This window comes from Lysobacter helvus, from assembly GCF_018406645.1.
In the GTDB taxonomy this organism is placed as follows: domain Bacteria; phylum Pseudomonadota; class Gammaproteobacteria; order Xanthomonadales; family Xanthomonadaceae; genus Noviluteimonas; species Noviluteimonas caseinilytica.
Map to the genome: position 1 here is coordinate 1875314 of NZ_AP024546.1, position 24707 is coordinate 1900020.

Annotated in this window: 14 protein-coding genes; 10 read left to right on the plus strand and 4 right to left on the minus strand. The window is 66.9% G+C overall.

Annotation, left to right across the window (positions count from 1 at the left end):
- Nucleotides 1-2475 (minus strand): acyl-CoA dehydrogenase, encoded by a 2475-nt coding sequence (locus LYSHEL_RS09160; protein WP_213433695.1) that lies wholly within the window; start codon nt 2473-2475, stop codon nt 1-3.
- A gap of 149 nt (nt 2476-2624) precedes the next feature.
- Between LYSHEL_RS09160 and LYSHEL_RS09165 the strand changes: the two genes are divergently transcribed.
- The 7 genes from LYSHEL_RS09165 (at nt 2625) to LYSHEL_RS09195 (ending at nt 18359) form a co-directional block, all read left to right on the plus strand.
- The gene (locus LYSHEL_RS09165) at nt 2625-3218 is read left to right on the plus strand and encodes a TetR/AcrR family transcriptional regulator (RefSeq protein ID WP_213433697.1); all 594 of its coding nucleotides are present in this window, start codon (nt 2625-2627) and stop codon (nt 3216-3218) included.
- A gap of 85 nt (nt 3219-3303) precedes the next feature.
- On the plus strand, nt 3304-5061 hold the full coding sequence (locus LYSHEL_RS09170) for a phosphoenolpyruvate carboxykinase (GTP) (RefSeq protein ID WP_213437744.1): 1758 nt from the start codon (nt 3304-3306) through the stop codon (nt 5059-5061).
- A gap of 200 nt (nt 5062-5261) precedes the next feature.
- The gene (locus tag LYSHEL_RS09175) at nt 5262-8333 is read left to right on the plus strand and encodes a TonB-dependent receptor (protein WP_213433698.1); all 3072 of its coding nucleotides are present in this window, start codon (nt 5262-5264) and stop codon (nt 8331-8333) included.
- Nucleotides 8334-8660: 327 nt separating this feature from the next.
- The gene (locus LYSHEL_RS09180; RefSeq protein ID WP_213433700.1) at nt 8661-11705 is read left to right on the plus strand and encodes a TonB-dependent receptor; all 3045 of its coding nucleotides are present in this window, start codon (nt 8661-8663) and stop codon (nt 11703-11705) included.
- Between the two features lie 311 nt (nt 11706-12016).
- Entirely contained in the window at nt 12017-15118 is a 3102-nt protein-coding gene (locus LYSHEL_RS09185; protein WP_213433702.1) for a TonB-dependent receptor, read from the plus strand.
- A 122-nt stretch (nt 15119-15240) separates the two neighbouring features.
- The gene (locus tag LYSHEL_RS09190; protein ID WP_213433704.1) at nt 15241-16803 is read left to right on the plus strand and encodes a tetratricopeptide repeat-containing sulfotransferase family protein; all 1563 of its coding nucleotides are present in this window, start codon (nt 15241-15243) and stop codon (nt 16801-16803) included.
- Nucleotides 16800-18359, plus strand: coding sequence for a tetratricopeptide repeat-containing sulfotransferase family protein (locus tag LYSHEL_RS09195; protein ID WP_213433706.1), 1560 nt, complete (start codon nt 16800-16802; stop codon nt 18357-18359). Before LYSHEL_RS09190 ends, LYSHEL_RS09195 begins: the two co-directional genes overlap by 4 nt.
- A gap of 21 nt (nt 18360-18380) precedes the next feature.
- On the opposite strand, the gene LYSHEL_RS09200 is transcribed toward LYSHEL_RS09195, so the two are convergent.
- Complete coding sequence (locus LYSHEL_RS09200) at nt 18381-19229, minus strand: XOO1806 family protein (protein WP_213433708.1); 849 nt, start codon at nt 19227-19229, stop codon at nt 18381-18383.
- A gap of 131 nt (nt 19230-19360) precedes the next feature.
- Complete coding sequence (gene hslO, locus LYSHEL_RS09205; protein WP_213437746.1) at nt 19361-20284, minus strand: Hsp33 family molecular chaperone HslO; 924 nt, start codon at nt 20282-20284, stop codon at nt 19361-19363.
- A 172-nt stretch (nt 20285-20456) separates the two neighbouring features.
- Between hslO and mtgA the strand changes: the two genes are divergently transcribed.
- From mtgA to LYSHEL_RS09220, 3 genes are read left to right on the plus strand one after another with little or no spacing between them, the layout of a single operon-like run.
- Entirely contained in the window at nt 20457-21164 is a 708-nt protein-coding gene (gene mtgA, locus LYSHEL_RS09210) for a monofunctional biosynthetic peptidoglycan transglycosylase (RefSeq protein WP_244858741.1), read from the plus strand.
- 10 nt (nt 21165-21174) lie between these two features.
- Nucleotides 21175-22230 (plus strand): glycosyltransferase family 2 protein, encoded by a 1056-nt coding sequence (locus LYSHEL_RS09215; protein ID WP_213433712.1) that lies wholly within the window; start codon nt 21175-21177, stop codon nt 22228-22230.
- Nucleotides 22190-22618: a CBS domain-containing protein gene (locus tag LYSHEL_RS09220; protein ID WP_213433714.1), complete on the plus strand. Its 429-nt coding sequence runs from the start codon at nt 22190-22192 to the stop codon at nt 22616-22618. The genes LYSHEL_RS09215 and LYSHEL_RS09220 overlap by 41 nt, the downstream gene beginning before the upstream one ends.
- Nucleotides 22619-22648: 30 nt before the next feature.
- Here LYSHEL_RS09220 and LYSHEL_RS09225 read toward each other — a convergent pair whose 3' ends face one another.
- Complete coding sequence (locus LYSHEL_RS09225; RefSeq protein ID WP_213433716.1) at nt 22649-24658, minus strand: AsmA family protein; 2010 nt, start codon at nt 24656-24658, stop codon at nt 22649-22651.
- Nucleotides 24659-24707: the final 49 nt, after the last annotated feature.

The window sequence follows — 24707 nt, forward strand, 5'->3', positions numbered from 1 at the left end:
TCAGGCCGCGGCGCGCGAATCGCCGACGCCGGCCAGGCGGTCGAACGACGCCGCGCGCAGTTCCCACGCTTCGAAGTCGTCGACGGTGATCGCATCGAGCGTCATCGCGCGCAGTTCTTCCAGCTGCTTGCGTTCGTCGGCGGTGATCCAGCCTTCGCGCACGCCTTCGTCCAGCTGCGCGTCGAACTCGAGCGCTTCGATGTCGCTGTTCTTCAGCGCCTTGAGGAACTTGCGTTCCACCGGTTCGGCCAGGATCACCTTAGGCAAGTAGCTGTCGATGCGGCCCGCCGGATTGTTGGCCGTCGGCGCGAGGAACACGCCGTCGCCCATCCGCTGGCGCGCGTCGCACGGCGTCATCAGCAGCGATGCGGCGCGATGGCCAAGCTGGTCGCTCGGCGCCTGGGCGCGGCGGCCCCACGGGAAGATCAGCATCCACAATACGTAGCCGATCGGGCGGATCGGGAAGTTGCGCAATGCACCGGACAACGCGGTTTCGATCTTGTTGATCGCATCGTGGAACGCCCACGCGAGCAGCGGACGATCGCCGGCCGGGCGGCCTTCGTCTTCGTAGCGCTTGAGCATGCTGCTGCAGATGTACAACTGGCTGAGTACGTCGCCGAGGCGGCCGGACAGCGATTCCTTGAACTTCAGCTTGCCGCCGAGCAGCAGCATCGACGTATCGGCCATCAGCGCGAGCGCGGCCGAATAGCGATCGAGCTTGCGGTAGAAGCGGCGCGTGTAGTCGTCGCCCGGCGCCTTGCCGATGCGCGCGCTGGTCAGGCCGAACCACAGGCTGCGCACGGCATTGGAAAACGCGAAGCCGATGTGGCCGAACAGCGCGTCGTCGAACTGGTCGATGCGCGCGACCGGATCCTCCAGCTGCGCCGACTTCATTTCCTTCATCACCCACGGGTGGCACAGGATCGCGCCCTGGCCGAAGATCATCAGCGAGCGCGTCATGATGTTCGCGCCTTCCACCGTGATGCTGATCGGCGTGGCCTGCCACGCGCGGCCGAGGTAATTGCGCGGTCCGAGGATGATGCCCTTGCCGCCATGGACGTCCATCGCATCGATGACGACTTCGCGGCCCATCTGCGTGCAGTGGTACTTGGCGATGGTGGAAGGCACGGCGGGGTTTTCGCCGCGCGCCACGGCAGCCGCCGTCGCCTGCGACAAGGCACTGATCGCGTACGCCTTGCCGGCGATGCGCGCGAGCGCCTCTTCGACGCCTTCGAAACGCCCGACGGACAAGCCGAACTGCTTGCGGATGCGCGCGTACGCACCGGTGACGACGGCCGCGAGCTTCGCGCCGCCGCTGGCGGTGGAGGGCAGGGTGATCGAACGCCCGATCGACAGGCATTCCATCAGCATCTGCCAGCCCTTGCCGGCGTAGTCCTCGCCGCCGATCAGCTGCGACAGCGGGACGAAGATGTCCTTGCCGTGGATCGGGCCGTTCTGGAACGGCGAATTGAGCGGGAAGTGGCGGCGGCCGATGTCGAGCCCGGGCGTGTCGCGCGGCACGAGTGCGAGCGAGATGCCGATGTCCTTCTTGTCGCCGAGCAATCCGTCCGGGTCGTACATGCGGAACGCCACGCCGATCAGCGTGGCCACCGGCGCGAGCGTGATGTAGCGCTTGTTGAGCGTGAGGCGGAAGCCGAGCACGTTGGCGCCGTTCCAGTCGCCCATGCACACGATGCCGTAGTCGGGGATCGAGGTTGCATCGGAACCGGCGAACGGGCCGGTGAGCGCGAAGCACGGCACTTCGCGGCCGTCGGCCAGGCGCGGGAGGTACTCGGATTTCTGTTCGTCGGTGCCGTAGTGCATCAGCAGTTCGGCCGGGCCCAGCGAGTTGGGCACGCCGACGGTGGAACTGACGACGGTGGAAATCGACGCGAGCTTCTGGATGACCTTGTGGTTCATCAGTGCCGAGAAGCCCAGGCCGCCGTATTCCTTCGGAATGTTGAGGCCGAAGAACTTGTGCTCCTTGACGAATTCCCACAGCTCCGGCGGCAGGTCCGCGCGCACGTGGGTGATGTCCCAGTCGTTGGTCATGCGGCACAGCTGTTCGCACGGGCCGTCGAGGAAGGCCTGTTCTTCCGCGGTGAGTTCGGGCTTGGGCAGCGAGAGCAACTTGTCCCAGTCCGGCTTGCCCGAGAACAGCTCGCCTTCGAAGCCGACGGTGCCGGCTTCCAGCGCGGTGCGTTCGGTGTCCGACAGCGGGGGCAGCAGTCGCGTGTAGAACTTCAGCAAGGGCGTGGTGATGCGCGGCTTGCGGAACTGCGGGACGAGGAGCGGGATGGCGATGGCGGCGACGATCAGGGCGGCGACGATGGTGGCGACGCCGTTGGCGCCGAGCAGCCAGGCCACCACGAGCAGCGAAGCGGTCATCGCGGCCCAGTACGCCAGCCGCATGCGGTGGTAGGAGGCGAACATCGCGGCGAGCAACAACAAGAGGAAAGGAACGGCGACGCTCATCGGAAGCTCCGGTTGATTCGATCGGTGCGCGGGGGCACCATACGCCCAAGTATGGGTAGCCCTTCCGAAGCCTGTCAACGCATCGGAGGCGTGCCACGTATCACGCGCTGCATACTCTTGCCATAACAACCGTACGGTAAACTTCCGCCATGACCGAAGCCGCCGCCCGCCAGGAACGCAATGCGCGATTGAGCGCCGAGGATTGGGCGCAGGCCGCGCTGGACCAGATCGCCGAACAAGGCGTGGCCTCGGTGGCGGTGGAACCGCTGGCCCGCAGGCTGGGCGTCACCAAGGGCAGCTTCTACTGGCATTTCCCGTCGCGCGAGGCCTTGCTGGTCGCCGCGCTGGAGCGCTGGGAGAAGGTGGAACAGGAAACGGTGTTCGGTTCGCTCGAACCCATCCCGGACCCCCGCGAACGCCTCCGCGCCCTGTTCCAGCTGGTGGCGCACGAGGCCAAGTCCCACATCATCTATTCCGAGCTGCTCAAGGTCATGGACCATCCCGCCGTGCAGCCGGTGATCGTGCGCGTCTCCGAGCGCCGCCTGGACTACCTCACCGCGTCCTTCCGCCAGGCCGGCCTGAGCCGCACCGACGCGCAGCATCGCGCGCGGCTGCTCTATTCGGCCTACGTCGGTTTCCTGCAGCTCAACCTGCAGCTGCACCAGATGAACATGCAGCACGAAGAATTCGAAGCCTATGTCGAACACATGATGTCGACGCTGATCCCCGAGGCTTCTCCCTGACCGATTTTCGCCCCCTTTCCCGCACGCCTGACAGAGGACCGCCATGGCCGCGCAATTTTCCCCCCTTGAAGTCGAGACCACCGCGATGGGCAGCCAGTTGGACGCGTTGAACCAGTGGGTCATGGACGTGGCACTGCTCACGCAACCCGATCGCATCCAGTGGTGCGATGGCAGCGACAGCGAGTTCGCCGAACTGATCGCGCAGATGGAAGGCGACGGCACGCTGTTGCCGCTCAACCAGGAAACGCATCCGCGCAGCTGGCTGCATCGTTCGCACCCCGACGACGTGGCGCGCGTGGAGCACCTGACGTTTGTGTGCACCACCGACCGCGACGACGCCGGCCCCAACAACCACTGGATGGCGCCCACCGAAGCGCACGCGAAGATGGATGCGCTGTTCGCCGGCTGCATGCGCGGGCGCACGATGTACGTGATCCCGTACTGCATGGGCCCGATCGATTCGCCGCTGTCGCGTTGCGGCGTGGAAATCACCGACTCGCCGTACGTCGTGGCCAACATGCGCATCATGACCCGCATGGGCGCGGCGGCGCTGGCGCGCATCGAGCGCGAAGGGCAGTTCGTGCGCGGCCTGCATTCCATCGGCGAGCTCGATCCCGAACGCCGTTTCATCATGCATTTCCCGGAAGAACTGACGATCCAGTCGTACGGCTCCGGCTACGGCGGCAACGCGCTGCTCGGCAAGAAGTGCCATGCGTTGCGCATCGCTTCGCACCAGGCGCGCAGCGAAGGCTGGCTCGCCGAACACATGCTGATCCTCGGCGTGGAGAATCCGCAGGGCCGCACGCATTACATCGCGGCCGCGTTCCCGTCGGCGTGCGGCAAGACCAACCTCGCGATGCTGATTCCGCCGGAGGGCTATCGCACCGAAGGCTGGAAGGTGTGGACCGTGGGCGACGACATCTGCTGGATGCGCCCGGGCGCCGATGGCCGCCTGTATGCGATCAATCCGGAAGCGGGCTTCTTCGGCGTCGCGCCGGGCACGTCGGAAGCGTCGAACCCCAATGCACTCGCCACCGTGCAGCGCGACACCATTTTCACCAACGTCGGCCTGACCCAGGACAACCAGCCCTGGTGGGAGGGACTCGACAAACGCGTGCCCGCCTTTGATTGGCGTGGCGATGCATACGATTGCAATGCCGGCAAACCCGCCGCGCACCCGAACGCGCGCTTCACCGTGAGCGCGCGCCAGTGCCCGAGCTGGTCGCCGAAGGCCGAGGATGCGCAGGGCGTGCCGATCTCCGCGATCGTGTTCGGCGGGCGCCGCGCATCGCTGGTGCCGCTGGTGTTCGAAGCGCGCGACTGGACGCACGGCGTGCTCGTGGGCGCGGCGATGGGCTCGGAGACCACCGCGGCCGCCACCGGCGCGGTGGGCGTGATGCGCCGCGACCCGATGGCGATGAAGCCGTTCTGCGGCTACAACTTCGCCGACTACTTCGCGCACTGGTTGTCGTTCGACCAGCCCGGCGCGCAGTTGCCGAAGGTCTTCCACGTCAACTGGTTCCGCAAGGGCAGCGATGGCAAGTTCCTGTGGCCGGGCTTCGGCGACAACCTGCGCGTGCTCGAGTGGATGCTCGGCCGCGTCGAAGGCCAGGCCGATGCCGAAGCCACCCCGATTGGTGCAGTGCCGCGCGCCGAGGACGTCCGCCTGGACGGCCTGGCCCTGACGGACGAAGCCCGCAGCGTGCTCTTCGGCTTCGATCGCGACGGCTGGAATGCCGAGTTCGCCGCGCTCGAAGGCTTCCTGGATGAGTTTGGCGATCGCATGCCGGACGCGCTGCGCGAGGAGCGCAACCGGATCGCCGCGGAACTCTCCGCAGGCTGATTTGCGTTAGGGCCGCGTGAAGGCCCCGGCTGAAAACAGAGTGAAACAAACCTCGGCCCCGTGCTCCCCCCAGCACGGGGCCGATAACTTTGTGTGTGATGGTTGTTAAAAAATCCTGAGTTCCCCTATATTCGGGTGGTCCGACCGAATTGTCGGCTGTGACATTTCGATTTTTCTCACTTACCCGTGGGGGGTATCACATGGCTTCCAAGCACCTTTCCAAGGGCCTGAAGCGAAGCGCACTGACCGTTGCACTCGGTCTCTGCTTCGCGGCGGGCGTCCAGGCGCAGAGCTCCGTCGGTTCCATCAATGGCGACGCCACCGCTGGATCCACGGTCCGCATCGAAAACATCGATACGGGCGTTTCCCGCGAGATCACGTCGGATTCGTCGGGCCGCTTCACGTTTCCGCAGCTGTCGCCGGGCCGCTACAAGGTCACTTCGAACGGTGTGACCAAGGATGTGCAGGTCAAGGTCGGCACGGGTAGCACGGTGAGCTTCTCCGCCCCCGCCAACGGGACCGAATTCGGCGCCGTCACCGTCGTGGGCAGCGGTGGCGCGTTCAACCCGATCGACGTCTCGTCGGTCGAGTCGACCTCGGTGTTCACCGCCGAGCAGATCGACGAACTCCCCGTTTCGCGCGACGTCACCAACGTGGCGCTGCTCGCCCCGGGCACCGTCCGCGGCGACACCGGCTTCGGCAACCTCGCCTCGTTCGGCGGCGCGTCGGTGGCCGAGAACGGCTACTACATCAACGGCTTCGACGTTACCAACATCCGCAACTTCGTGTCGTTCGCCGACATGCCGTTCGATGCCATCGCCGAGCAGCAGGTCAAGACCGGCGGCTACGGCGCCGAGTACGGCCGTTCGCTGGGTGGCGTGATCAGCATCGTGACCAAGCGCGGCACCAACGAGTGGAAGGCGGGCGCGAGCGTGTACTGGGCGCCGGAATGGGGCCAGGAAAGCGGCAAGGACGTGTACTCGCGCGACCCCGACCTGATTGGCACGGTGGATGACCGCTTCGTGTATCGCTCCTCCAACACGAGCGACGAGCTGCTCTACAACATCTACGGCGGCGGTCCGCTCATCAAGGACAAGCTGTTCTTCTTCGGCCTCGTGCAGGGCCAGGACAACAACGTCGATCGCTACAACGCGGTGGACAGCACCAACGTCAACCACAACGATCCGAGCGGCCTGATCAAGCTGGACTGGAACATCACCGACGACCACATCATCGAAGTCACCGGCATCTGGAACAAGGATGTCGCCGAGACGACGACGTATCGCCCGGTCGGCGTGCCCTATGCCACGCAACACCTCGGCGCGAGCAGCGTGTCCACGCTGGAGAACGGCGGCGAGGTGTACATCGGCAAGTACACCGGTTACCTCACCGACAACTTCACCATCGCGGCGCAGTACGGTTACCTGCGCAACGTCAACAACTTCCAGGAAGAACTGCCCGGCGGCAATTGCCCGGCGATCTACGACAGCCGCGACGCCAACCTGACCCTGCGCCCGATCGGTTGCTGGAACCCGGACCAGTTCCAGGTCCGCGACGCCGCGTTCGACGGCCCGGACGAAGACTTCCGCCGCGCATGGCGCCTCGATGCCGAATGGCAGCTGGCGTCGCACAAGCTGCGCTTCGGTGTCGACCACGAGGCGTTCGAGTCGACCCATGCCGGCCTGCAGTATTCGGGCGGCCAGTACTTCCGCTACTTCCGCGCCGGCGACGTGTTCGGCCCGGACTACGCGTTCCTCGGCGACATCGTGCGTCGCCGCACGAACTTCACGCAGAGCGGCGCGTACGAAGTCACCAACCAGGCGGCCTACATCGAGGACAGCTGGCAGGCGACCGACAACCTGCTGCTGTACGGCGGCCTGCGCGCGGAAACCTTCGAGAACAAGAACGCCGACGGCGCCACGTTCATCAAGTCCGACACGCTGTTCGCCCCCCGCGTCGGTTTCTCGTGGGACGTCAACGGCGACTCCACGTTCAAGGTGTTCGGCAACGCGGGTCGCTACTACATCCCGGTGTCGTCGAACACGAGCATCCGTGGCTCGGGCTTCGAGTACAGCGATGAAACGTGGTTCTTCCTCGACGGCGTGAACCCGGACGGCACCCCGATCATCGGCGACGTCCTCATCCCGACCGCGGTGAACGGTTCGTTCGTCGCGCCGGATCCGCGCACGCTGGCGGCGACCAACCTCGACCCGATGTACCAGGACGAATACATCCTGGGCATGCAGATGCAGCTCAACACCAACTGGCAGTTGGGCATGCGCGCCATCCACCGCGACGTCAAGGCGGGCATGGACGACACCTGCACGCACAACGGGTTCGACCAGTGGGCGGCCGACAACGGCTTCGTGGACGGCTTCTCGCAGGACGGCGTCGGCATCGACATGCCGACCTGCTACACGGTCAACCCCGGCAAGGACGTCACGATCGCGCTGGATCCGACCAACACCAATACGCTGGCCGAGTACACCGTGCCTGCCCGCTACCTGGGCCTGCCGGAATACCAGCGCACGTACAACGCGGTCGAGTTCTTCTGGGAACGCGCGAAGTCCGACAACTGGTACCTGCAGGGTTCGTACACGTTCGCCAAGAGCAAGGGCAACGTCGAGGGCTACGTGAACTCCACGCTGGAACAGGACGACGCGGGCGCCACGCAGGACTTCGACTTCGCCGCGTTCGAAGATGGTTCGTACGGCTACCTGCCGAACGATCGTCGCCACACGCTGAAGCTGTTCGGCGCCTACGACATCACGGACGAATGGTCGGTCTCGGCCAACATGCTCGTGCAGTCGGGTCGCCCGGTGAACTGCAACGGCTTCATCCCGCTCGTGGACGTGGGCATCGACCCGTCTTCGCCGGACGGCGGCAGCCTCGGCAACTACAGCGGTTCGAGCTTCTACTGCCTCGATCCGAACGGGTCGATCGGCGGGCGGCCGCTTCCCGGCCCGGATGGCATCTCGGGCACGGCGGACGACACGACGTCGGCGCGCTACAGGCTGCACAACCGTGGCGATGAAGGCCGCACGCCGTGGACCCACACGTTCGACGTGGGCCTGACCTACCAGCCGCAGTGGCTGGAAGGCCTGACGTTGCAGATGAAGGTCTTCAACGTGCTCAACTCGCAGACGGTGACCGAGTACAACGAGTCGTCGCAGTCCCAGCGGACCAACCTGGTCACCGATCCGGACTACCTCAACGACTTCAACTACCAGGCACCGCGTTACGTGCGTTTCACCGCCCGTTACGAGTTCTGATAGCCCTGCAGTCGCGTGACACGAGCCGCCGGCGCAAGCCGGCGGCTTTTTTTGTGCGCACGGATGAGCTTCGGGCCGGGCATGCGGCCCCGGCACACGACCGTTCGTCGGCGCGCCGGGGGCGTCGAAATGTGACAGTCGTTCCGGAATTTCCAGCAAATTCCGACACTTGCCGACACGGAACCCGCGATCCCCCGGTTGGACCCTTCGTGACTAGTTCGTGCGGGACTGGTTAAGGAATCGTTGGCCCTCTAAGTTCCGCGCCATCGGGCCCCCCACCGGCCCTCGCACTTTCTTCTCTGGGTCCAACTGCAGGAGGGAATTGCCATGGCGAACCAAGCAATCGCAAGGCGCTTCAAGCGCAGCACGCTCGCGGCCGCACTCGGCCTGTGCTTCATCGGCGGAGTGCAGGCACAGACCAACACGGCCGGCGCCGTGGGTGGCCAGGCCACGGCCGGCGACAGCATCACCATCGCCAACCCCGCGACGGGGTTCTCGCGCACCATCACCGTCGGCTCCGACGGCACCTACCGTTTCGCGCAGTTGCCCATCGGCCAGTACACCGTCACGCGCAACGGCGGCACGCCGCGCAACGTCACCGTCAACGTCGGTACCTCGGCGAACGTCGACTTCGTCTCCAGCGCCGCCACCGGCGCGCAGGACCTGGGCACCGTCACCGTCGTCGGCAACGCGGTGAATCCCATCGACGTGGCCTCGGTGGAATCGACCACCATCCTCACTGCGGAACAGATCGCGAAGATCCCGGTCCCGCGCGACACCACCAGCGTCGCGCTGCTCGCGCCCGGCACGGTGCGCGGCGACGCGGCCTTCGGCAACCTCGCGTCGTTCGGCGGCGCGTCGGTCGCTGAGAACGCGTACTTCATCAACGGCTTCAACATCACCAACTCGTTCCGCAACCTCAACTTCGCGCAGGTGCCGTTCGAGGCCATCGCCGAACAGCAGATCAAGACCGGCGGCTACGGCGCCGAGTTCGGCCGTTCGCTCGGCGGCGTGGTCAACCAGATCACCAAGCGCGGCACGAACGATTTCCACGCGGGCGGCAACGTGTTCTGGGCGCCCGACAGCCTGCGCTCGGAGGTCAAGAGCGCCTACCTCGCCAACCCGCTCACGCCGGGCGCGTTCGGTTCGTTGCGTTCGGACAACCACGAGGATTCGTTCGAAGAGTGGCGCGCGAACGTCTGGGCCAGCGGCGCGCTGATCAAGGATCGCCTGTTCGCGTACGGCCTGCTGTCGTACGGCCACCAGGACGCGGACACCTGGGGCAACGTGACGTCGACGCAGAACAGCAGCGACAGCATCAAGATCCCGACCTGGCTGCTGAAGCTGGACTGGAACATCACCGACAGCCACATCCTCGAGTTCACCGCGTTCTCGGACAAGATCAAGACCGACAGCGACGTCTACGCCAACCGTCCCGGCGTGGTCGAGCGCCTCAACCTGATCGGCACCGACTTCCGCGAGCAGGGTGGCGACAACTACATCCTCAAGTACACCGGCTACCTCACCGACAGCTTCACGCTGTCGGCGCTGGCCGGCTACGGCAAGTTCGCGCGCAGCCAGCACCTGCGCACGGCGGCCGGGCTGCCGGTGGAGTACACCGGCGACATCAACAGCATCGCCACCGGTTGCCCGCTGATCACCGACGCGCGCCCCGAATACCGCCGCAACATCACCGGCGTGTATTCGAGCACCTGCAACATCACGGGCAGTTCCGCCACCGGCGGCACGATCGAGCGCACCGACTCGGGCGATACGCGCAAGCAGTTCCGCCTCGACGCCGAATGGCAACTGGGCGACCACCTGCTGCGCTTCGGCTACGACCGCGACGACTTCACCTCGAAGGCGGGCGTGGCGTTCGAAGGCGGCTTCCAGTGGCGCTACACGACGACCGATCCGGACGGCATCGAGAACACGGGCGACGAGTTCGACATCGTGCGCCAACAGTTCTTCCAGCAGGGCGCGACGGTCGAGGTGAAGCAGCACGCGTACTACATCCAGGACAGCTGGAACGTCACGGACAACTTCATCGCCTACCTCGGCGGACGTTGGGACACGTTCGAGAACCTCAACGGCGCCGGCGAAAGCTACGTCAAGATCAACAACCAGTTCGGCCCGCGCCTGGGCTTCTCGTGGGATGTGTTCGGCGACTCGACGTTCAAGGTGTTCGGCAACGCCGGCCGCTACGCGTTGCCGCTCACGCCCAGCGTCGCCGTGCGCGGCGCGAGCGCATCGCTCTTCAGCCGCGAGCTGTTCGACTTCGACCAGACGGTGGATCCGGTCACCGGCGCACCGATCAACCCGGTGGCGCAGCCTGGTACGTTCCGCTACCTCAACAGCGAAGACGGCCGCGGCAAGAACCCGCTGACGATCGCCTCGCAGAACCTCGATCCGATGTACCAGGACGAGTACATCCTGGGCTTCCAGAAAGCCATCAACGAGCACTTCTCGCTCGGCGTGCGCGGCATCTTCCGCGACCTGAAGCAGGCGATCGACGACAACTGCGACTACACCGCGATCTACGAGCAGGCGGTGGCGCAGGGACTCACGCCGCTGCTGCCGAACCCCGGCTTCCCGTATTGCCGCATGTTCAACCCGGGCAAGGACGCGGTGTTCGTCACCGACGTGGAAGGCGACGGCGTGCTGCGCACGTACAACGTGCCGGGCGCGCGGTTGTCGCCGCAGGCCAAGCGCACGTATTCGGCGATCGAGTTCTTCGCCGACGGCAACTGGGACAAGTTCTTCCTGCAGGGGTCGTACACCTACGCCAAGAGCAAGGGCAACACCGAAGGCGGCGTGAAGTCCGACATCGGGCAGAACGACACCAGCGTGACGCAGGACTTCGACTACCTCGAACTGACGACCGATACGTACGGCTACCTGCCGAACGATCGTCGCCACACGCTGAAGCTGTTCGGCAACTACCAGTTCACGGACGAGTGGTCGGTGGGTGCGAACCTGCTCGTGCAGTCGGGCCGTCCGCTCAACTGCATCGGCGTGCTCGATCGCGATCCCACGCGCGCGCCGGGCGCACCGCCGAACGTCGATACGTACGATCCGCATCCGTACGACGCGGCGTTCATGCGCTGCAACAACCTGCCGGTGCCACGCGGTACGCGCGGCCGCCTGCCCTGGACGACGAACATCGACCTCAACCTGGCCTACAAGCCGGGCTGGGCGCCTGGCCTGCAGCTCAAGATGGACGTCTTCAACGTCATGAACTCGCAGAAGGTGACGTCGGTGATCGAACAGGCCGAAGTGCCCGAGTCGGGCCTGCCCTCGGAGCTCTACCTGCTGCCCGCCAGCTTCCAGGCACCGCGGACGGTGCGCTTCATGGTGCAGTACGACTTCTGAGCGATCCGACGAACGGAGTTGGGAAAAGATGGCCGCCGCGAGGCGGCCATCTTCTTTAATGCGGCCATCACGGCCAATTAACGCTTCCTTCCGATGAAAAATTCCCCCGGATGCGGTTGCGTTCCCTTGGGGATCAACAAGTTAGCAATTCCGCAATGCAGCACGGATTTCTCTGCATTAAACGCGGATCAGGTACTTGTTAAGGATTTGTTCTATCTCTATAGTCGGCCAGTCGAGCCTTCTGGCTGTGACGTACGCGTACTCATTCGATCCACAAAATTCCCTATGGGGGGTTCTACTCAATGGCTTCCATGTCCAATGGCTTGAAGCGAAGCGCGCTGACCGTTGCCCTCGGTCTGTGCTTCGTTGGCGGCGTCTCGGCCCAGACCAACACCGCGGGTTCGGTGTCCGGTTCGGCGGCTGCGGGCGACACCATCACCGTCACCAATCCGTCCACCGGCTTCTCGCGCACGATCACGGTCGGCGCCGACGGCCAGTACCGCTTCTCCTCGCTGCCGATCGGTCAGTACACCGTGACCCGTAACGGCGGCAGCCCGCGCACCGCCAACGTCAGCGTCGGCACGTCCGCGAACGTCGACTTCGTCTCGTCCGCTGCCACCGGCACGCAGGACCTCGGCACCGTCGAAGTCATCGGCTCCGGCGCGGTCAACCCGATCGACGTCTCGTCGGTCGAGTCCACCACCATCCTGACCTCCGAGCAGATCGCGAAGATCCCGGTCGCCCGCGACACCACCAGCGTCGCGCTGCTGGCCCCGGGTACCGTCCGCGGCGACGCGGCGTTCGGCAACCTGGCTTCGTTCGGCGGTTCGTCCGTCGCCGAAAACCAGTACTACGTCAACGGCTTCAACATCACCAACTCGTTCCGCAGCCTGAACTTCTCGAACGTTCCGTTCGAAGCGATCCAGGAACAGCAGATCAAGACCGGTGGTTACGGCGCCGAATTCGGCCGTTCGCTCGGTGGCGTGGTCAACCAGATCACCAAGCGCGGTACGAACGACTTCCACGCCGGCGGCAGCATCTTCTACACGCCCGAATCGCTGACCGAAGACGTCAAGAACACCTATTACTCCAACCCGCTCGCGTGCGGTTCCAACGGCCTTGGCTGCTCGATCGGTCGCCTGCGCCAGGACAACACGCGTGACTCGGCGTGGAACGCCGTCGCCTCCGTGTGGGCCAGCGGTGCGCTGATCAAGGACAAGCTGTTCGCCTACGGCCTCGTGTCCTTCCGCCGCCAGGAAGCCGACACCTGGGGCAGCGTGGTCGCCAACACCAACACCAGCGCCACGACGGACACCCCGGCCTGGTTGTTGAAGATGGACTGGAACATCACGGATGCGCACATCCTTGAGTTCACCGCGTTCTCCGACAAGCAGGAAACCGACACCGACGTGTACCGCAACACGGTGTACACGAACGTGGCCGACCAGCGCATCGGCAACCTCGATCGCCTGAACCTGATCGGCACGAACTTCACCGAGCAGGGCGGCGACAACTACGTCCTGAAGTACACCGGCTACCTGACCGACAACTTCACCCTGTCGGCCCTCGCCGGCCACGGTGTGTTCTCGCGCGCGCAGCACCTGCGTACGGCGGCCGGCCAGGAAGTGTCCTACGGCGGCAACCTCGCCGTTCCGGCCTCGGGCTGCCCGGTCATCGTCGACGCGCGTCCGGCCCTGCGCCAGTCGCAGACCGGCACGATCACCAGCTCGTGCAACATCACCGGCGCCGCGATCTCGCGTTCGGACTCCGAAGACACCCGCGACCAGTACCGCATCGACGCCGAATGGCAGCTGGGCGACCACCTGCTCCGCTTCGGTTACGACGTGGACAACTTCGAGTCCGTGGCCGGTACGTCGACCGAAGGTGGTCGTACGTGGCGCTACTCGACGCTCGCTTCGGGCCAGGACATCGTCCGTGAGCAGATCGTCAACCAGGGCTCGACCAACGCCGTCGACCAGACCGCGTTCTACATCCAGGACTCCTGGAACGTCACCGACAACTTCATCGCCTACCTCGGCGCCCGCTGGGATACGTTCGAGAACAAGAACGGCTTCGGCGAGACCTACGTCAAGATCGACAACCAGTTCGGTCCGCGCCTGGGCTTCTCGTGGGACGTCAACGGCGACTCGACGTTCAAGGTGTTCGGTAACGCCGGTCGCTACGCGCTGCCGCTGACCTCCGACGTCGCCACCCGCGGCGCCTCGGCTTCGGTCTTCACCCGCCAGAACTTCAACTTCACGAGCATCGATCCGGTCACGGGCGCCCCGCAGGGCCTGACGGCGCGCGGCCCGCTGACGTTCATCAACGGCGAGTTCGGCTCGGCGAAGACGGCGCAGACGATCGCGTCGCAGAACCTCGACCCGATGTACCAGGACGAGTACATCCTGGGCATGCAGATGGCGCTCAACGAGCACTTCTCGCTCGGCGTTCGCGGCATCTTCCGTGACCTGAAGGCGGCCATCGACGACAACTGCGACTACTCGCCGATCTACAACGCGGCCGTGGCGCAGGGCCTGTCCCCGGTCATCCCGAACCCGGGCTTCCCGTACTGCCGCATCTTCAACCCGGGCTCCGACGCGGTTTACATCACCGACGTTGAAGGCGACGGCATCCTGCGTTCGTTCACGATCCCCGGCGACCAGCTGTCGCCGAAGGCCAAGCGTACGTACTCGGCGATGGAGTTCTTCTTCGACGGCAACTGGGACAAGTTCTTCCTCCAGGGTTCGTACACCTACGCCAAGTCGAAGGGCAACACCGAAGGCGGCGTGAAGTCCGACATCGGCCAGCAGAACACCAACACCACGCAGGACTTCGACTACAAGGAACTGACGGTCGACACGTACGGCTACCTGCCGAACGATCGCCGCCACACCTTGAAGCTGTTCGGCAACTACGAGATCACCGACCAGTGGTCCGTGGGCGCGAACCTGCTGGTGCAGTCGGGCCGTCCGCTCAACTGCTTCGGTACGCTCGACCTGAACCCGCTGCCGCCGGTCCTCGTTCCGGCCACGCCGGCGACCCCGTCGGCCGACGGCCAGAACGTGCAGACGCCGAACTTCACGCCGCACCCGTACGGCTCGTCGTTCATGCGTTGCGGCACGACGTTCCGCGGTGGCACGGTCGACAACACCGTCGTCCGTCGCCCGCGTGGTACGGCTGGTCGCCTGCCGTGGACCACCAACCTCGACCTCAACGTTGCATGGCGTCCGGCGTTCGCCGAAGGCCTGCAGTTCAAGGTCGACGTGTTCAACGTGATGAACTCGCAGAAGGTCACCTCGGTCATCGAGACCGCGGAAGACCCGACCACGGGCCTGCCGGCCGACAACTACCTGTTGCCGGCTTCGTTCCAGGCGCCGCGTTCGCTGCGCTTCATGGTCCAGTACGACTTCTAAGCAACACCGAAGTCGCGTGACAGATCGACGGCCGCCCCTCGGGGCGGCCGTCTTTTTTTGCGCGCTTGGAACCCGCTGCGCTCGGCTATGCTGGCGCCCCCTTTCGCGGCACGGGCTGGCGGATGCAGCAGGAACTGGAGCGCCGATGGCAGCGCGCGCAGGCCGACGAGGCCCGCGGCGACCTGGCCGCCGCGCGCGCGGAATACACCGGGATCCTCGCGATCGCGCCGCGCCAGCCGATGGTGCGCCTGCGCCTGTCCGACATCGCCGAACGCGAAGGCCGCTATCGCGATGCACGCGACGAGGCCATCGCCGCCGCCCAACTGGTCCGCGACACGCGTCGCTTCGAACTGCTGCCGTTCGCCACGCTGCGCCTGCTCGGGTTCGACGAACGCGACCTGGTGCGTGACCTCATCCTCGGCGCCGACTGGTCGCAGCCTGCCGTGCTCGCGCAATCGGCCGTGCTCTCGCAACACCTGTGGCTGGTGGAAGACGCCGATTCGGCGCTCCGCCTGCTCGCCGCGGCGATGCCGCGCACGCAGCCGCATCCGTTGCTGCATTACTCGCGCGCCAATGCGTTGCGCCATGCCGGCCGTCTCGATGAAGCCACGGCGGAGTTCGAGCGCACGCTCGCCTTGTCGCCCGACGATCCCTACGCGCACTGGTCGCTGGCCTACCACGCGAAGGCCGTGCCGCCCGGCAGCCGCGTCGCGCGCGTGCGCAAGGCGCTCGGGCACGCACGCGAGCCCTTCGCGCAGGCCAACCTCCAGTACGCCCTGTTCAAGGAACTCGACGACGCCGGCGACACCGACGCGGCGTGGGAGGCATTGACCGCCGGCGCGCGCGCGATGCGTGGCCTGCTGCAGTACGACGATGCTCGGGATGCCGCCGGCATCGCCGCGCTGCAGACCCTCGAGGCGGTGCCTGCGCCGGCATCGGAAGCCGCCACGCGCACGCCGATCTTCATCGTCGGCATGCCGCGCACCGGCACCACGGTGCTCGAACGCATCCTCGGCAACCACAGCCACGTGGCGAGCGCGGGCGAACTCAATGCGTTCCAGCATGCGTTGTCCGTCGCCGCGGACCGCTTCGTCGCCACGCCGCAAACGCGCGAAGACGTTGAGGCGTTGCGCACGATCGACTTCGACGTCGCCGGCGCCGAGTACCTGCGTCGCACGCAACGCCTCTACGGCGAACGCACGCACCTGGTCGACAAGAACCCGCTGAACGTCTTCAACGCCGCTTGGATCGCACGGGCGTTGCCGCAGGCGCGCATCGTGTGCCTGGTGCGCGATCCGATGGACGCGTGCTTCTCCAACCTAAAGGAACTGTTCTCCGGCGACACCTACGGCTACAGCTACGACCTGCGCGAACTGGCGGCCCATGCGCTGCGGTTCCGCGCGCTCGTCGCGCACTGGGAGCGCACGTTGCCGGGCCGCTTCCTGGCGGTGCCGTACGAAGCGCTGGTGGCGGAGCCGGACGCGACGAGCGCCGCGGTGCTGCGCTTCTGCGGACTGGATGCGGAAGACGGCGTCGCCGACATCACGCGCAACACCACGACGTCCTCGACCGCCAGCAGTTCGCAGGTGCGCGAGCCGATCCACGCGCGCGGCATCGGCGCGTGGCGACGCTACGAACGCCAGCTGGCCCCGCTGGCCGATGCGCTGGGCGAGGGCAGGGCATGAGCGCGAACCTCCAGGCCGATCCGCTCTGGCGGCAGGCGGAACTGCACGCCAGCCGGCGCGAATGGCCGCAGGCGATCGCGCACTTCGAAGCGTTGCTCGCGCGTGCGCCCAACGATGCGCGCGTGCTCGTGCAACTGTCGTACGTCGAATCGCTCGCCGGCCACTATCGCGCCGCGCGCGCGTACGCGCTGCGTGCGAACGACGCCGGGCCGCGTGATCCTGCGATCGTGCGCGAACTGGTCGCGCGCCTGCGCACCTTCAATGCGGCCCAGGCCCTGCATGCCTGCGTGCAGCGCCTCGGCCCCGCGGACCGCGTGCCGATCCCGCTGCTGCTCGCGTGCGCGGCGCAGTACAGCTACCTCAACGAACAGGAGCGCGCGCTTGCGCTACTGGACGAAGCGAAGCGCGGCGATCCCGACTTCCCGCCCACGCTGCTCGCGCGATCGCAGGTGCTGATGTACCTGGGCCGGTTCGACGAAGCGCAGGCCGACGCATTGCGCGGAACGCAGCGCGCGCCGGAAATCCCGCAGGGGTGGTGGCTGCTCTCGCGCCTGCGCAAGCAGACGCCGGACGACAACTGCGTCGATCCGATCCGCCGCGAGCTGCGGCATCCCGCGCGCAAGCCGGCGGAGATCGCCACGCTCGCCGAAGCGCTGCACAAGACGCTCGACGACCTCGGCGACCACGCCGGCGCCTGGGCCGCGCTCGAACAGATGTGCAAGGCCAAGCGCGCCACGCTCGACTATCGCGCGCAGGACTCGCGCGACCTCGTCGATGCGCTCATCGCCATGCCGGCCTCGCCGTGGCCGCTCGATGTGCAGGCGCAAGGCCGCACGCCGATCTTCATCGTCGGCATGCATCGCTCGGGCACCACGCTGCTCGAGCATCTGCTGGACGGCCATCCGGAGGTACGCGGCGTCGGCGAGCTGTACGACTTCACCAGCCAGATGCGCTACGCCACCGACCACCATTGCCGCGGCGTCATCGATCGCACGATCGTCGAGCGCGCGCCGGGCACGGCGTTCGAAAGCGTCGGCGCCGGCTACCTGCGCGAGATGGAATGGCGGTTGGGCACGGAGCGCTGCTTCACCGACAAGCTGCCGTCCAACTTCCTCAACATCGGCTTCATCTGCCGCGCGTTGCCGCACGCGCGCATCCTGCACATGGTGCGGGACCCGATGGAGACGTGTTTTTCGAACCTGCGCGAATTGTTCTCCGACGCCAACCCGTATTCGTACGACCAGCGCGAGCTCGCGGACTTCCACCACCAGTACCGGCGCCTCATGGCGCATTGGCACGCCGCGCATCCCGGCCGGATCTGCGACGTCGACTACGCGCGCCTGACGCGCGAGCCCGATGCGGTGCTGCGCGAAGTGACGGCGTTCTGCGGACTGGAGTTCGATCCGGGGATGCTGGCGCTCGGCCAGCGCAAGCGCGGCGTGGCCACCGCGAGCGCGGTGCAGGTGCGACAGAAAGTCGAAGCGCGCGAGGTGCCGAAATGGGCGCCGTATGCGCAGTGGCTGGGACCGTTGCGGGAAGCGCTCGCCGTCGGATGACGCGGCGCGGTGCAGGGACGCTTAGAGGTCCTGCTCGTACCGGACGTACGGGATGGTGCCTTGCTCGTCGGACGTCGCCGGCGCCGCGAACGGATTCTTGCCGCGCGTGACCACGTTGTCCGCGCCGACCGTGAGCTGTCCGCTCCACGGCGTGCGCCAGGTGAAGCCGAGGCCGAGGCCCTGCCACTGGCCGCCCGGTGCACCCGGCACGTCGATGACGCGACCGATGATGTTGCCGCTGAAGTGGCCGTAGCCGCCGCCGAGCGTGACGCTGTGCGTGTTCCAGCGATCGGCGAGTTCCGGCACGTCGGCCGCGGACACGATGCGTGCCTTGGCGACGGTGCCGCCGATGGTGACGAAGCCTTCGCGACCGATGGTCTTTTCGCCGGAGACGGTGACGTCGTGTTGTTCGACCCTGCCGCGCGCGGGGCTGAGCCAGGCCGGCAGCGTTTCCTGCGAAGCACCGACCGTCAGGCCGACGCGGCCGCCATTGCGGCTGAAGCCGGTGGTGGCGTTGATGCGGTGGTTGTCCGACGACGCGGCGTCATCGCCCATCGATGCGAGCAGGCAATGATTGGCGAGGTTGCCGATCGCACTCGACACACCCGACTTGCGATCGCACAGCAGGCCGAGCGAATCGCCGGCACCGAGACCGAACGCGGCATCGAGCGCGCCTTCGCTGAAGCGGCGGCGCACGCCGACCGAAGCGTCCGCGGGTTCGAGCAACAGCACCGCTTCGACCTTGCCGCTTGCCTGGTTCCAGATCGGCAGCTGCATGGTGTCGTCTTTCTTCGCCTGCGCATGCACGCCCGCCGACATCGCGAGGGCGAGGAATGCAGTGAAAAGGCGGAGGCGGGACGGCTGTCGCATGGCGCGTGTCTGACCCGGTACCCCGGGCGAAGTTCCTTTTTCGGTCTTGGTGGGAATCCTATTCCGTTTATGTTTCTTTAACAATCGCCCCACGGTGAAAAAACATCCCGGGACCCGCGATCCGGGTCCCGTTATTGCAGCCGGTCGGGGGCCGGCATCGGCTCGGAGGCCGCGGGTTCGAACAGCCCCGCGATGTCCTGCCCCGAGAACGAATACCCCTGCCCACAGAACTCGCAACGCACGTGGGCGTGCCCGTCGGCCACGGCCGCTTCGGCTTCTTCCCGGCCGAGGGACTGGAGCATCGCCTCCACCCGGCCGCGGGAGCACGAGCACCCGAAGGCGAGGTCCTTCCCGGCCAGCACCTCCGGCGCCTCCTCGTGGAACAGGCGGTGCAGCAGGACCGGCCCGGGCACCGCCAGCAGCTCGTCCTGCCCGAGGGTGTCGAACAGGGCCGAGGCGCGCGTCCAGCCGTCCGCGTCGCCCTCGTCGCCCGGAAGCTTCTGCAGCATCAGGCCGGCCGTCCGCTCGCCGTTGGCCGCCAGCAGGAGGCGGGTGGGCAACTGCTCGGACTGGACGAAGTAGTGCTCGAACGCGGAGGCCAGGTCGTCCCCCACCAGAGGGACCAGCCCCTGGTAGCGCTGGGGGTCGCGCCCGTGGGGGGAGGGGTTCTCGATCGTGATGGCCAGGATCGGCTCCGGTCCCAGGTCGGCCAGGCCCTGCGGCGGCGGGGCGTCTTCCTGCAGCTGCGCGATCCCGCGCAGCGTGCCGGCCGCGGTGCATTCGGCGAACAGGGTGCGCAGCGTGCCCGTGCCGCGCAGCTGCACCGACAGGCGTCCTTCGACCTTCGCGTGGCCGGTGAACAGCGCCGAGGCCGCGCTCGCCTCGCCCAGCAGGCGCGCGATGGACTCCGGGTAGTCCGCCCGCGAACGGATCTGCTTCCACGTCTCGTCCAGGTGCACCAGCACGCCGCGGACGCCCGCCTCGGGCAGGAGGAAGCGCGTGAGGTGGTCGTCGCGGCCAACGCGGGCGTCGGCCTGGGCGGGAGCGTGCGTCATGGATTCGATCATGGAAGACCCGTCGTGAAATGCGGATGCGTGGGCGCGCCAGTGGATAATGCGCGCCGCCCGCGCCGCGGGAAAACATCGGAAGAAGGACAACGCCGTGCGAAATGGGGACGCCCGCCCGCCGAAGCAAGCGCGCACGCGCAAGCGGCGCCTCCTGCGCTGGATGCTCCTGCTGCCGGTGTGCTTCGTGGTACTGACGACCCTGCAGGTGCTGCTGCTGCGCTTCATCGACCCGCCCTTCAGCGCCTTCATGGTCGCGCGGCAGTTCGAAGCGATCGGGCAGGGCGACTTCGGCTATCGCATGGGTCATCGCTGGGAGGACCTCGAGGACATGTCGCCCTCGATCCCCGTCGCGCTGGTGGCGGCGGAAGACCAGAACTTCGCGAGCCACCATGGCTTCGATTTCCTGGCGATCGAAAAAGCGCGCGCGCACAACCAGAAGATGGCCGAGCGCGCCGAACAGCGCGGCACGCCCGTCAAGCGATTGCGCGGGGCGAGCACCATTTCGCAGCAGACCGCCAAGAACCTGTTCCTCTGGAGCGGCCGCAGTTACGTGCGCAAGGGCCTGGAGGCCTGGTACACGGTGCTGATCGAAGCGCTGTGGCCCAAGCGCCGCATCCTGGAGGTGTACGCGAACATCGCCGAGTTCGGCGACGGCACCTACGGCGCGCAGGCCGCGGCCGTGCGCTTCTTCAACAAGGACGCTGCGCGCCTGTCGCCCGCGGAGGCCTCGCGCCTGGCCGCGGTGCTGCCCAACCCGCGCCGCTACGACGCCGGCCGCCCGGGGCCCTACATCCAGCGCCGCAGCAACGCCATCCAGCGCCAGATGCGCCAGCTCGGCGGCGGCGCGTGGGTGCGCACGCTGGACTAACATTGCCGGCATGGATGCCCATCTCCCCACGGACGACGCCCGCCGCGATCCGCGATTGACCGTCGTGGTCGCCGCCTTCGACGAAGCCGACGCCCTGCCGCTGCTGCAGCCGCGCATCGCCGCGGTGCTCGACGCGCTTGCGCACGACGCCGGCATCGTCGGGCGCGTGCTCTACATCGACGACGGCAGCCGCGACGCGACGTGGCAGGTGCTGCAACGCCTCGCCGCGCAGGATCCGCGCATCGCATTGCTGCGGCTGTCGCGCAACTTCGGCAAGGAAGCCGCGCTCACCGCGGGCCTGGACCACATCGAATCGGGCGCGGCGATGATCCTGGATGCCGACGGCCAGGATCCGCCGGAACTCATCCCGCAGTTCGTCGCCAAGTGGCGCGAAGGCTTCGACGACGTCCACGGCACGCGCATGGCGCGCGAAGGCGAAAGCCTCGCCAAGCGCGCCACCGCCCACATGTTCTATCGCGTGATCGGCCGCCTCTCGCGCACGCCCATCCCGGCCGACACCGGCGACTTCCGCCTCCTGTCGCCGCGCGCGCTGTCCGCGCTGCGGCAACTGCGCGAACGCAACCGTTTCATGAAAGGCCTGTTCGGCTGGGTCGGGTTCCGCCAGGCCTCGATTCCCTACCAGCGCCAGGCGCGCGCCGCCGGCGGCAGCAAGTTCAATTTCTGGAAGCTGTGGAACCTCGCGATCGAGGGCATCACCGGCTTCTCCACCGCGCCCCTGCGCGTGGCCACGTACGTGGGCCTGGCCACCGCGTTGCTGGCCTTCCTCTACGGCGCCTGGATCGTCGTGAAGGCGATGCTCTGGGGCGACCCGGTCGCGGGCTGGCCCACGATGATGGCGGTGATCCTGTTCCTCGGCGGCATGCAGCTGATCGCGCTGGGGACGCTGGGCGAATACCTCGGCCGGTTGTACGAAGAGGCCAAGCAGCGCCCGCTCTACCTCGTCGACGCCTGGCGGCCGGCCGCGGGAGTATCCTCGGCCCAGCCGCCGACGGAGGGACACGACGATGCGCACGGTCCGCCACCTGCTCGAATCGAAAACGCCTGAGGTCTACGCCATCGGGCCCGACCAGCCGGTCCTCGAAGCGATCAAGCTGATGGCGGAAAAACGCATCGGCGCACTGCTGGTGATCCAGGGCGGCCGCCTCGTCGGCATCGTCTCCGAGCGCGATTACGCGCGGAAGGTCGTGCTGCAGGGCCGCGCGTCGTCCGATACGCCGGTGCGCGACATCATGTCGTCCGACGTCGTGCGCGTGGGCCTGTCCGACACCACCGCGCATTGCATGCAACTGGTCACCGACAAGCGCATCCGCCACTTGCCCGTCGTCGACGGCGATGCGGTGCTGGGCGTGGTGTCGATCGGCGACCTGGTGAAAGCCGTGATCGAAGACCAGCAGGTCGAGATCGACCAGTTGCAGCGCTACATCGCGAGCTGACGTCCGAAGCGCGGGCTTGGCGGGCGCGACCTACTTCGCGTACTTCCCGCCGCACTGCACGTCCTTGCCCGGCCCGAGTTCGATCGTTGCCAGCAGCGCCGCCGGCGGCGTGATCGTGGCCAGCGACAATGCGATCGCGCCACGCAGTCCCACGCGCTTGAGGTCCGGACGGAACGAGGGATCCTTGAAGGTGCCGCCCACGAGCAGCGGCGAGCGGAACGCGAACAGGCTGCGATCCTTCGGCCGCGGCCGCAGGTGCAGGTCGAGCGTTTCGTCGCGCAGGTTGACGCTGCCCTCGCCGACGATGAGCGTGTCGGTCGTGTCGAAGGCCAGCGACTGCGTCGTCATCACGCCGTTCCTGACCTCGAAGTCCGCGAACGCGCAGCGGATCGGGATGCGCCGGTCGCCTTCGACGAGGAACTTCAACGCTTCGGCGATATCGATGCCCGCGTATTCCATCAGCAGGTTGCTGATCTGGCCGTGGCCCATGCCGAGTTGCGCGGTGCCGTTCGCCGAACCGAGCATCTTCGCGATCGAGTTGCCCGTGCCGGTGATGTGGATGTCGCCGCCGACGCGGCCGACCGCTTCGCGCATCACGTCCGATTCCGGCAGCAACTGCGGCAGGCTGAGGCCGCGCACCTGCATGTCGGCGCGCGTGTGGATCGGCGATTCGCGCGCATCCATGCGGATCGTCGAACGGATGTCGCCGCCGGCCACGCCGAAGTTCAGCGGATCCAGGCGCAGCAGGCCCGCATCGATCAACAGGTGCGCATCCATGTCGTCGAGCGGCAGCTTCGGTGCGTTGATGCGATGCGCCTTCCAGCGCACGTCCGCATCCATCGCGCGGAGTTTGTCGAGTTCGTAGGGCTTGTCGGGCAGCACGCGCGTCTTCGCGCGTTCCTGCGCCGCCTTCGCCGCTTGTTCCGCCGTCGCGGTTTCGCCCGCGCCCGCGGCGGGCGGCTTGCCGACGAAGCCCGCGAGGTCATCGAAGTCCAGGCGCTTGGAGACGAGCGTCGCCTTGAGGATCGGACGCTTGCGGCCGGTTTCGAAACTCGCGTCGCCGCCGAGGTCGCTGTCGCCGAGCTTCCCGGTGAAATCGTCGTAGTGCCAGATGTTGCCGGTGTCCTTCGTGCCCGTGCGGCTGGTGGGCGTCTGTTCGCGCGTGAAGCGGCCATCGAACGAATACGGCGGTGAATCCGGCGCGGCGATGCCGAGCAGCGGATACAGGTCGGCGAGGTTCTGCCCGGCCAGCGCGAGCTTGAGGTTGAAGCCGCGCAGGCGGAACGGGTCGAGCAACGTGCCGCGCGCATGCGCCCGCGTCGTGCCGGCGGTGACGTGCACGTCGATGCGATACGGGTGCGTGGTTTCGCGCAAGGCGAGCGGCGTTTCCGCGCGCCCGTCGAGCTTGAACTTGCGGCCTTCCCAACGCCCGCCACCATCGGCCAGCACCGGCGGCGCCTTCGACGACGGATCGCGCAGGTCGCTGTGCACGGCGACATCGATGTCCGTGTTGCGCGACGCATCGAGGAAGCGCAGGCGTCCATCGTCGATCCACAGTGCGCCGTATTGCGTCGTGTCCGTCGACGCTTCGCCGAACACCCAGTTGCCCGTGTGGCCGGGGCCGTATTCCAGGCGCATGCGCGGCTTGCGCAGGCGGATCTCGGGCAGGCGATATTCGCGATGGAAGAGCAGCGGCTTCAGTTCGATCGCGAACTGCAGGCAATCGGCCGACACCATCGTCGGCTCCTTCGACCAACTGGCATTGCCGAACGTGAAGGCGCCGACCTGCACCAGCGGCGTCCATCCGAAGCGATCGACATCGAGGTTGCCGATGATGTGGAACTTGCGCCCCGTGCGCGCTTCCACCTGGCGTTCGACCAGCGGCTTGAACCAGTTCCAGTCCCAGAACGCGAGCAGCAACGCGATGCCCACCGCCAGCACGCCGAGCACCGTGAGGAACGGATGCCGCGCGAGCGGGGCGAGCGGGCCGCCGCGCGCGAGGGGGCGGGGCGCGTCGGGATCGGACTTGGGGGTGGCCATCCGTGCGCGGTTCTCCGGGGGAACCCCACCATCCGCAGGGCGCGGTCGA

Coding starts and splice junctions, on each gene's coding strand:
- LYSHEL_RS09225 (WP_213433716.1), bottom strand. CDS start 24,658: ATGGCCACCCCCAAGTCCGATCCCGACGCGCCCCGCCCCCTCGCGCGC.
- LYSHEL_RS09170 (WP_213437744.1), top strand. CDS start 3,304: ATGGGCAGCCAGTTGGACGCGTTGAACCAGTGGGTCATGGACGTGGCA.
- LYSHEL_RS09190 (WP_213433704.1), top strand. CDS start 15,241: ATGCAGCAGGAACTGGAGCGCCGATGGCAGCGCGCGCAGGCCGACGAG.
- LYSHEL_RS09160 (WP_213433695.1), bottom strand. CDS start 2,475: ATGAGCGTCGCCGTTCCTTTCCTCTTGTTGTTGCTCGCCGCGATGTTC.
- LYSHEL_RS09185 (WP_213433702.1), top strand. CDS start 12,017: ATGTCCAATGGCTTGAAGCGAAGCGCGCTGACCGTTGCCCTCGGTCTG.
- LYSHEL_RS09195 (WP_213433706.1), top strand. CDS start 16,800: ATGAGCGCGAACCTCCAGGCCGATCCGCTCTGGCGGCAGGCGGAACTG.
- LYSHEL_RS09180 (WP_213433700.1), top strand. CDS start 8,661: ATGGCGAACCAAGCAATCGCAAGGCGCTTCAAGCGCAGCACGCTCGCG.
- LYSHEL_RS09165 (WP_213433697.1), top strand. CDS start 2,625: ATGACCGAAGCCGCCGCCCGCCAGGAACGCAATGCGCGATTGAGCGCC.
- LYSHEL_RS09215 (WP_213433712.1), top strand. CDS start 21,175: ATGGATGCCCATCTCCCCACGGACGACGCCCGCCGCGATCCGCGATTG.
- LYSHEL_RS09175 (WP_213433698.1), top strand. CDS start 5,262: ATGGCTTCCAAGCACCTTTCCAAGGGCCTGAAGCGAAGCGCACTGACC.
- LYSHEL_RS09220 (WP_213433714.1), top strand. CDS start 22,190: ATGCGCACGGTCCGCCACCTGCTCGAATCGAAAACGCCTGAGGTCTAC.
- mtgA (WP_244858741.1), top strand. CDS start 20,457: ATGCTCCTGCTGCCGGTGTGCTTCGTGGTACTGACGACCCTGCAGGTG.
- LYSHEL_RS09200 (WP_213433708.1), bottom strand. CDS start 19,229: ATGCGACAGCCGTCCCGCCTCCGCCTTTTCACTGCATTCCTCGCCCTC.
- hslO (WP_213437746.1), bottom strand. CDS start 20,284: ATGACGCACGCTCCCGCCCAGGCCGACGCCCGCGTTGGCCGCGACGAC.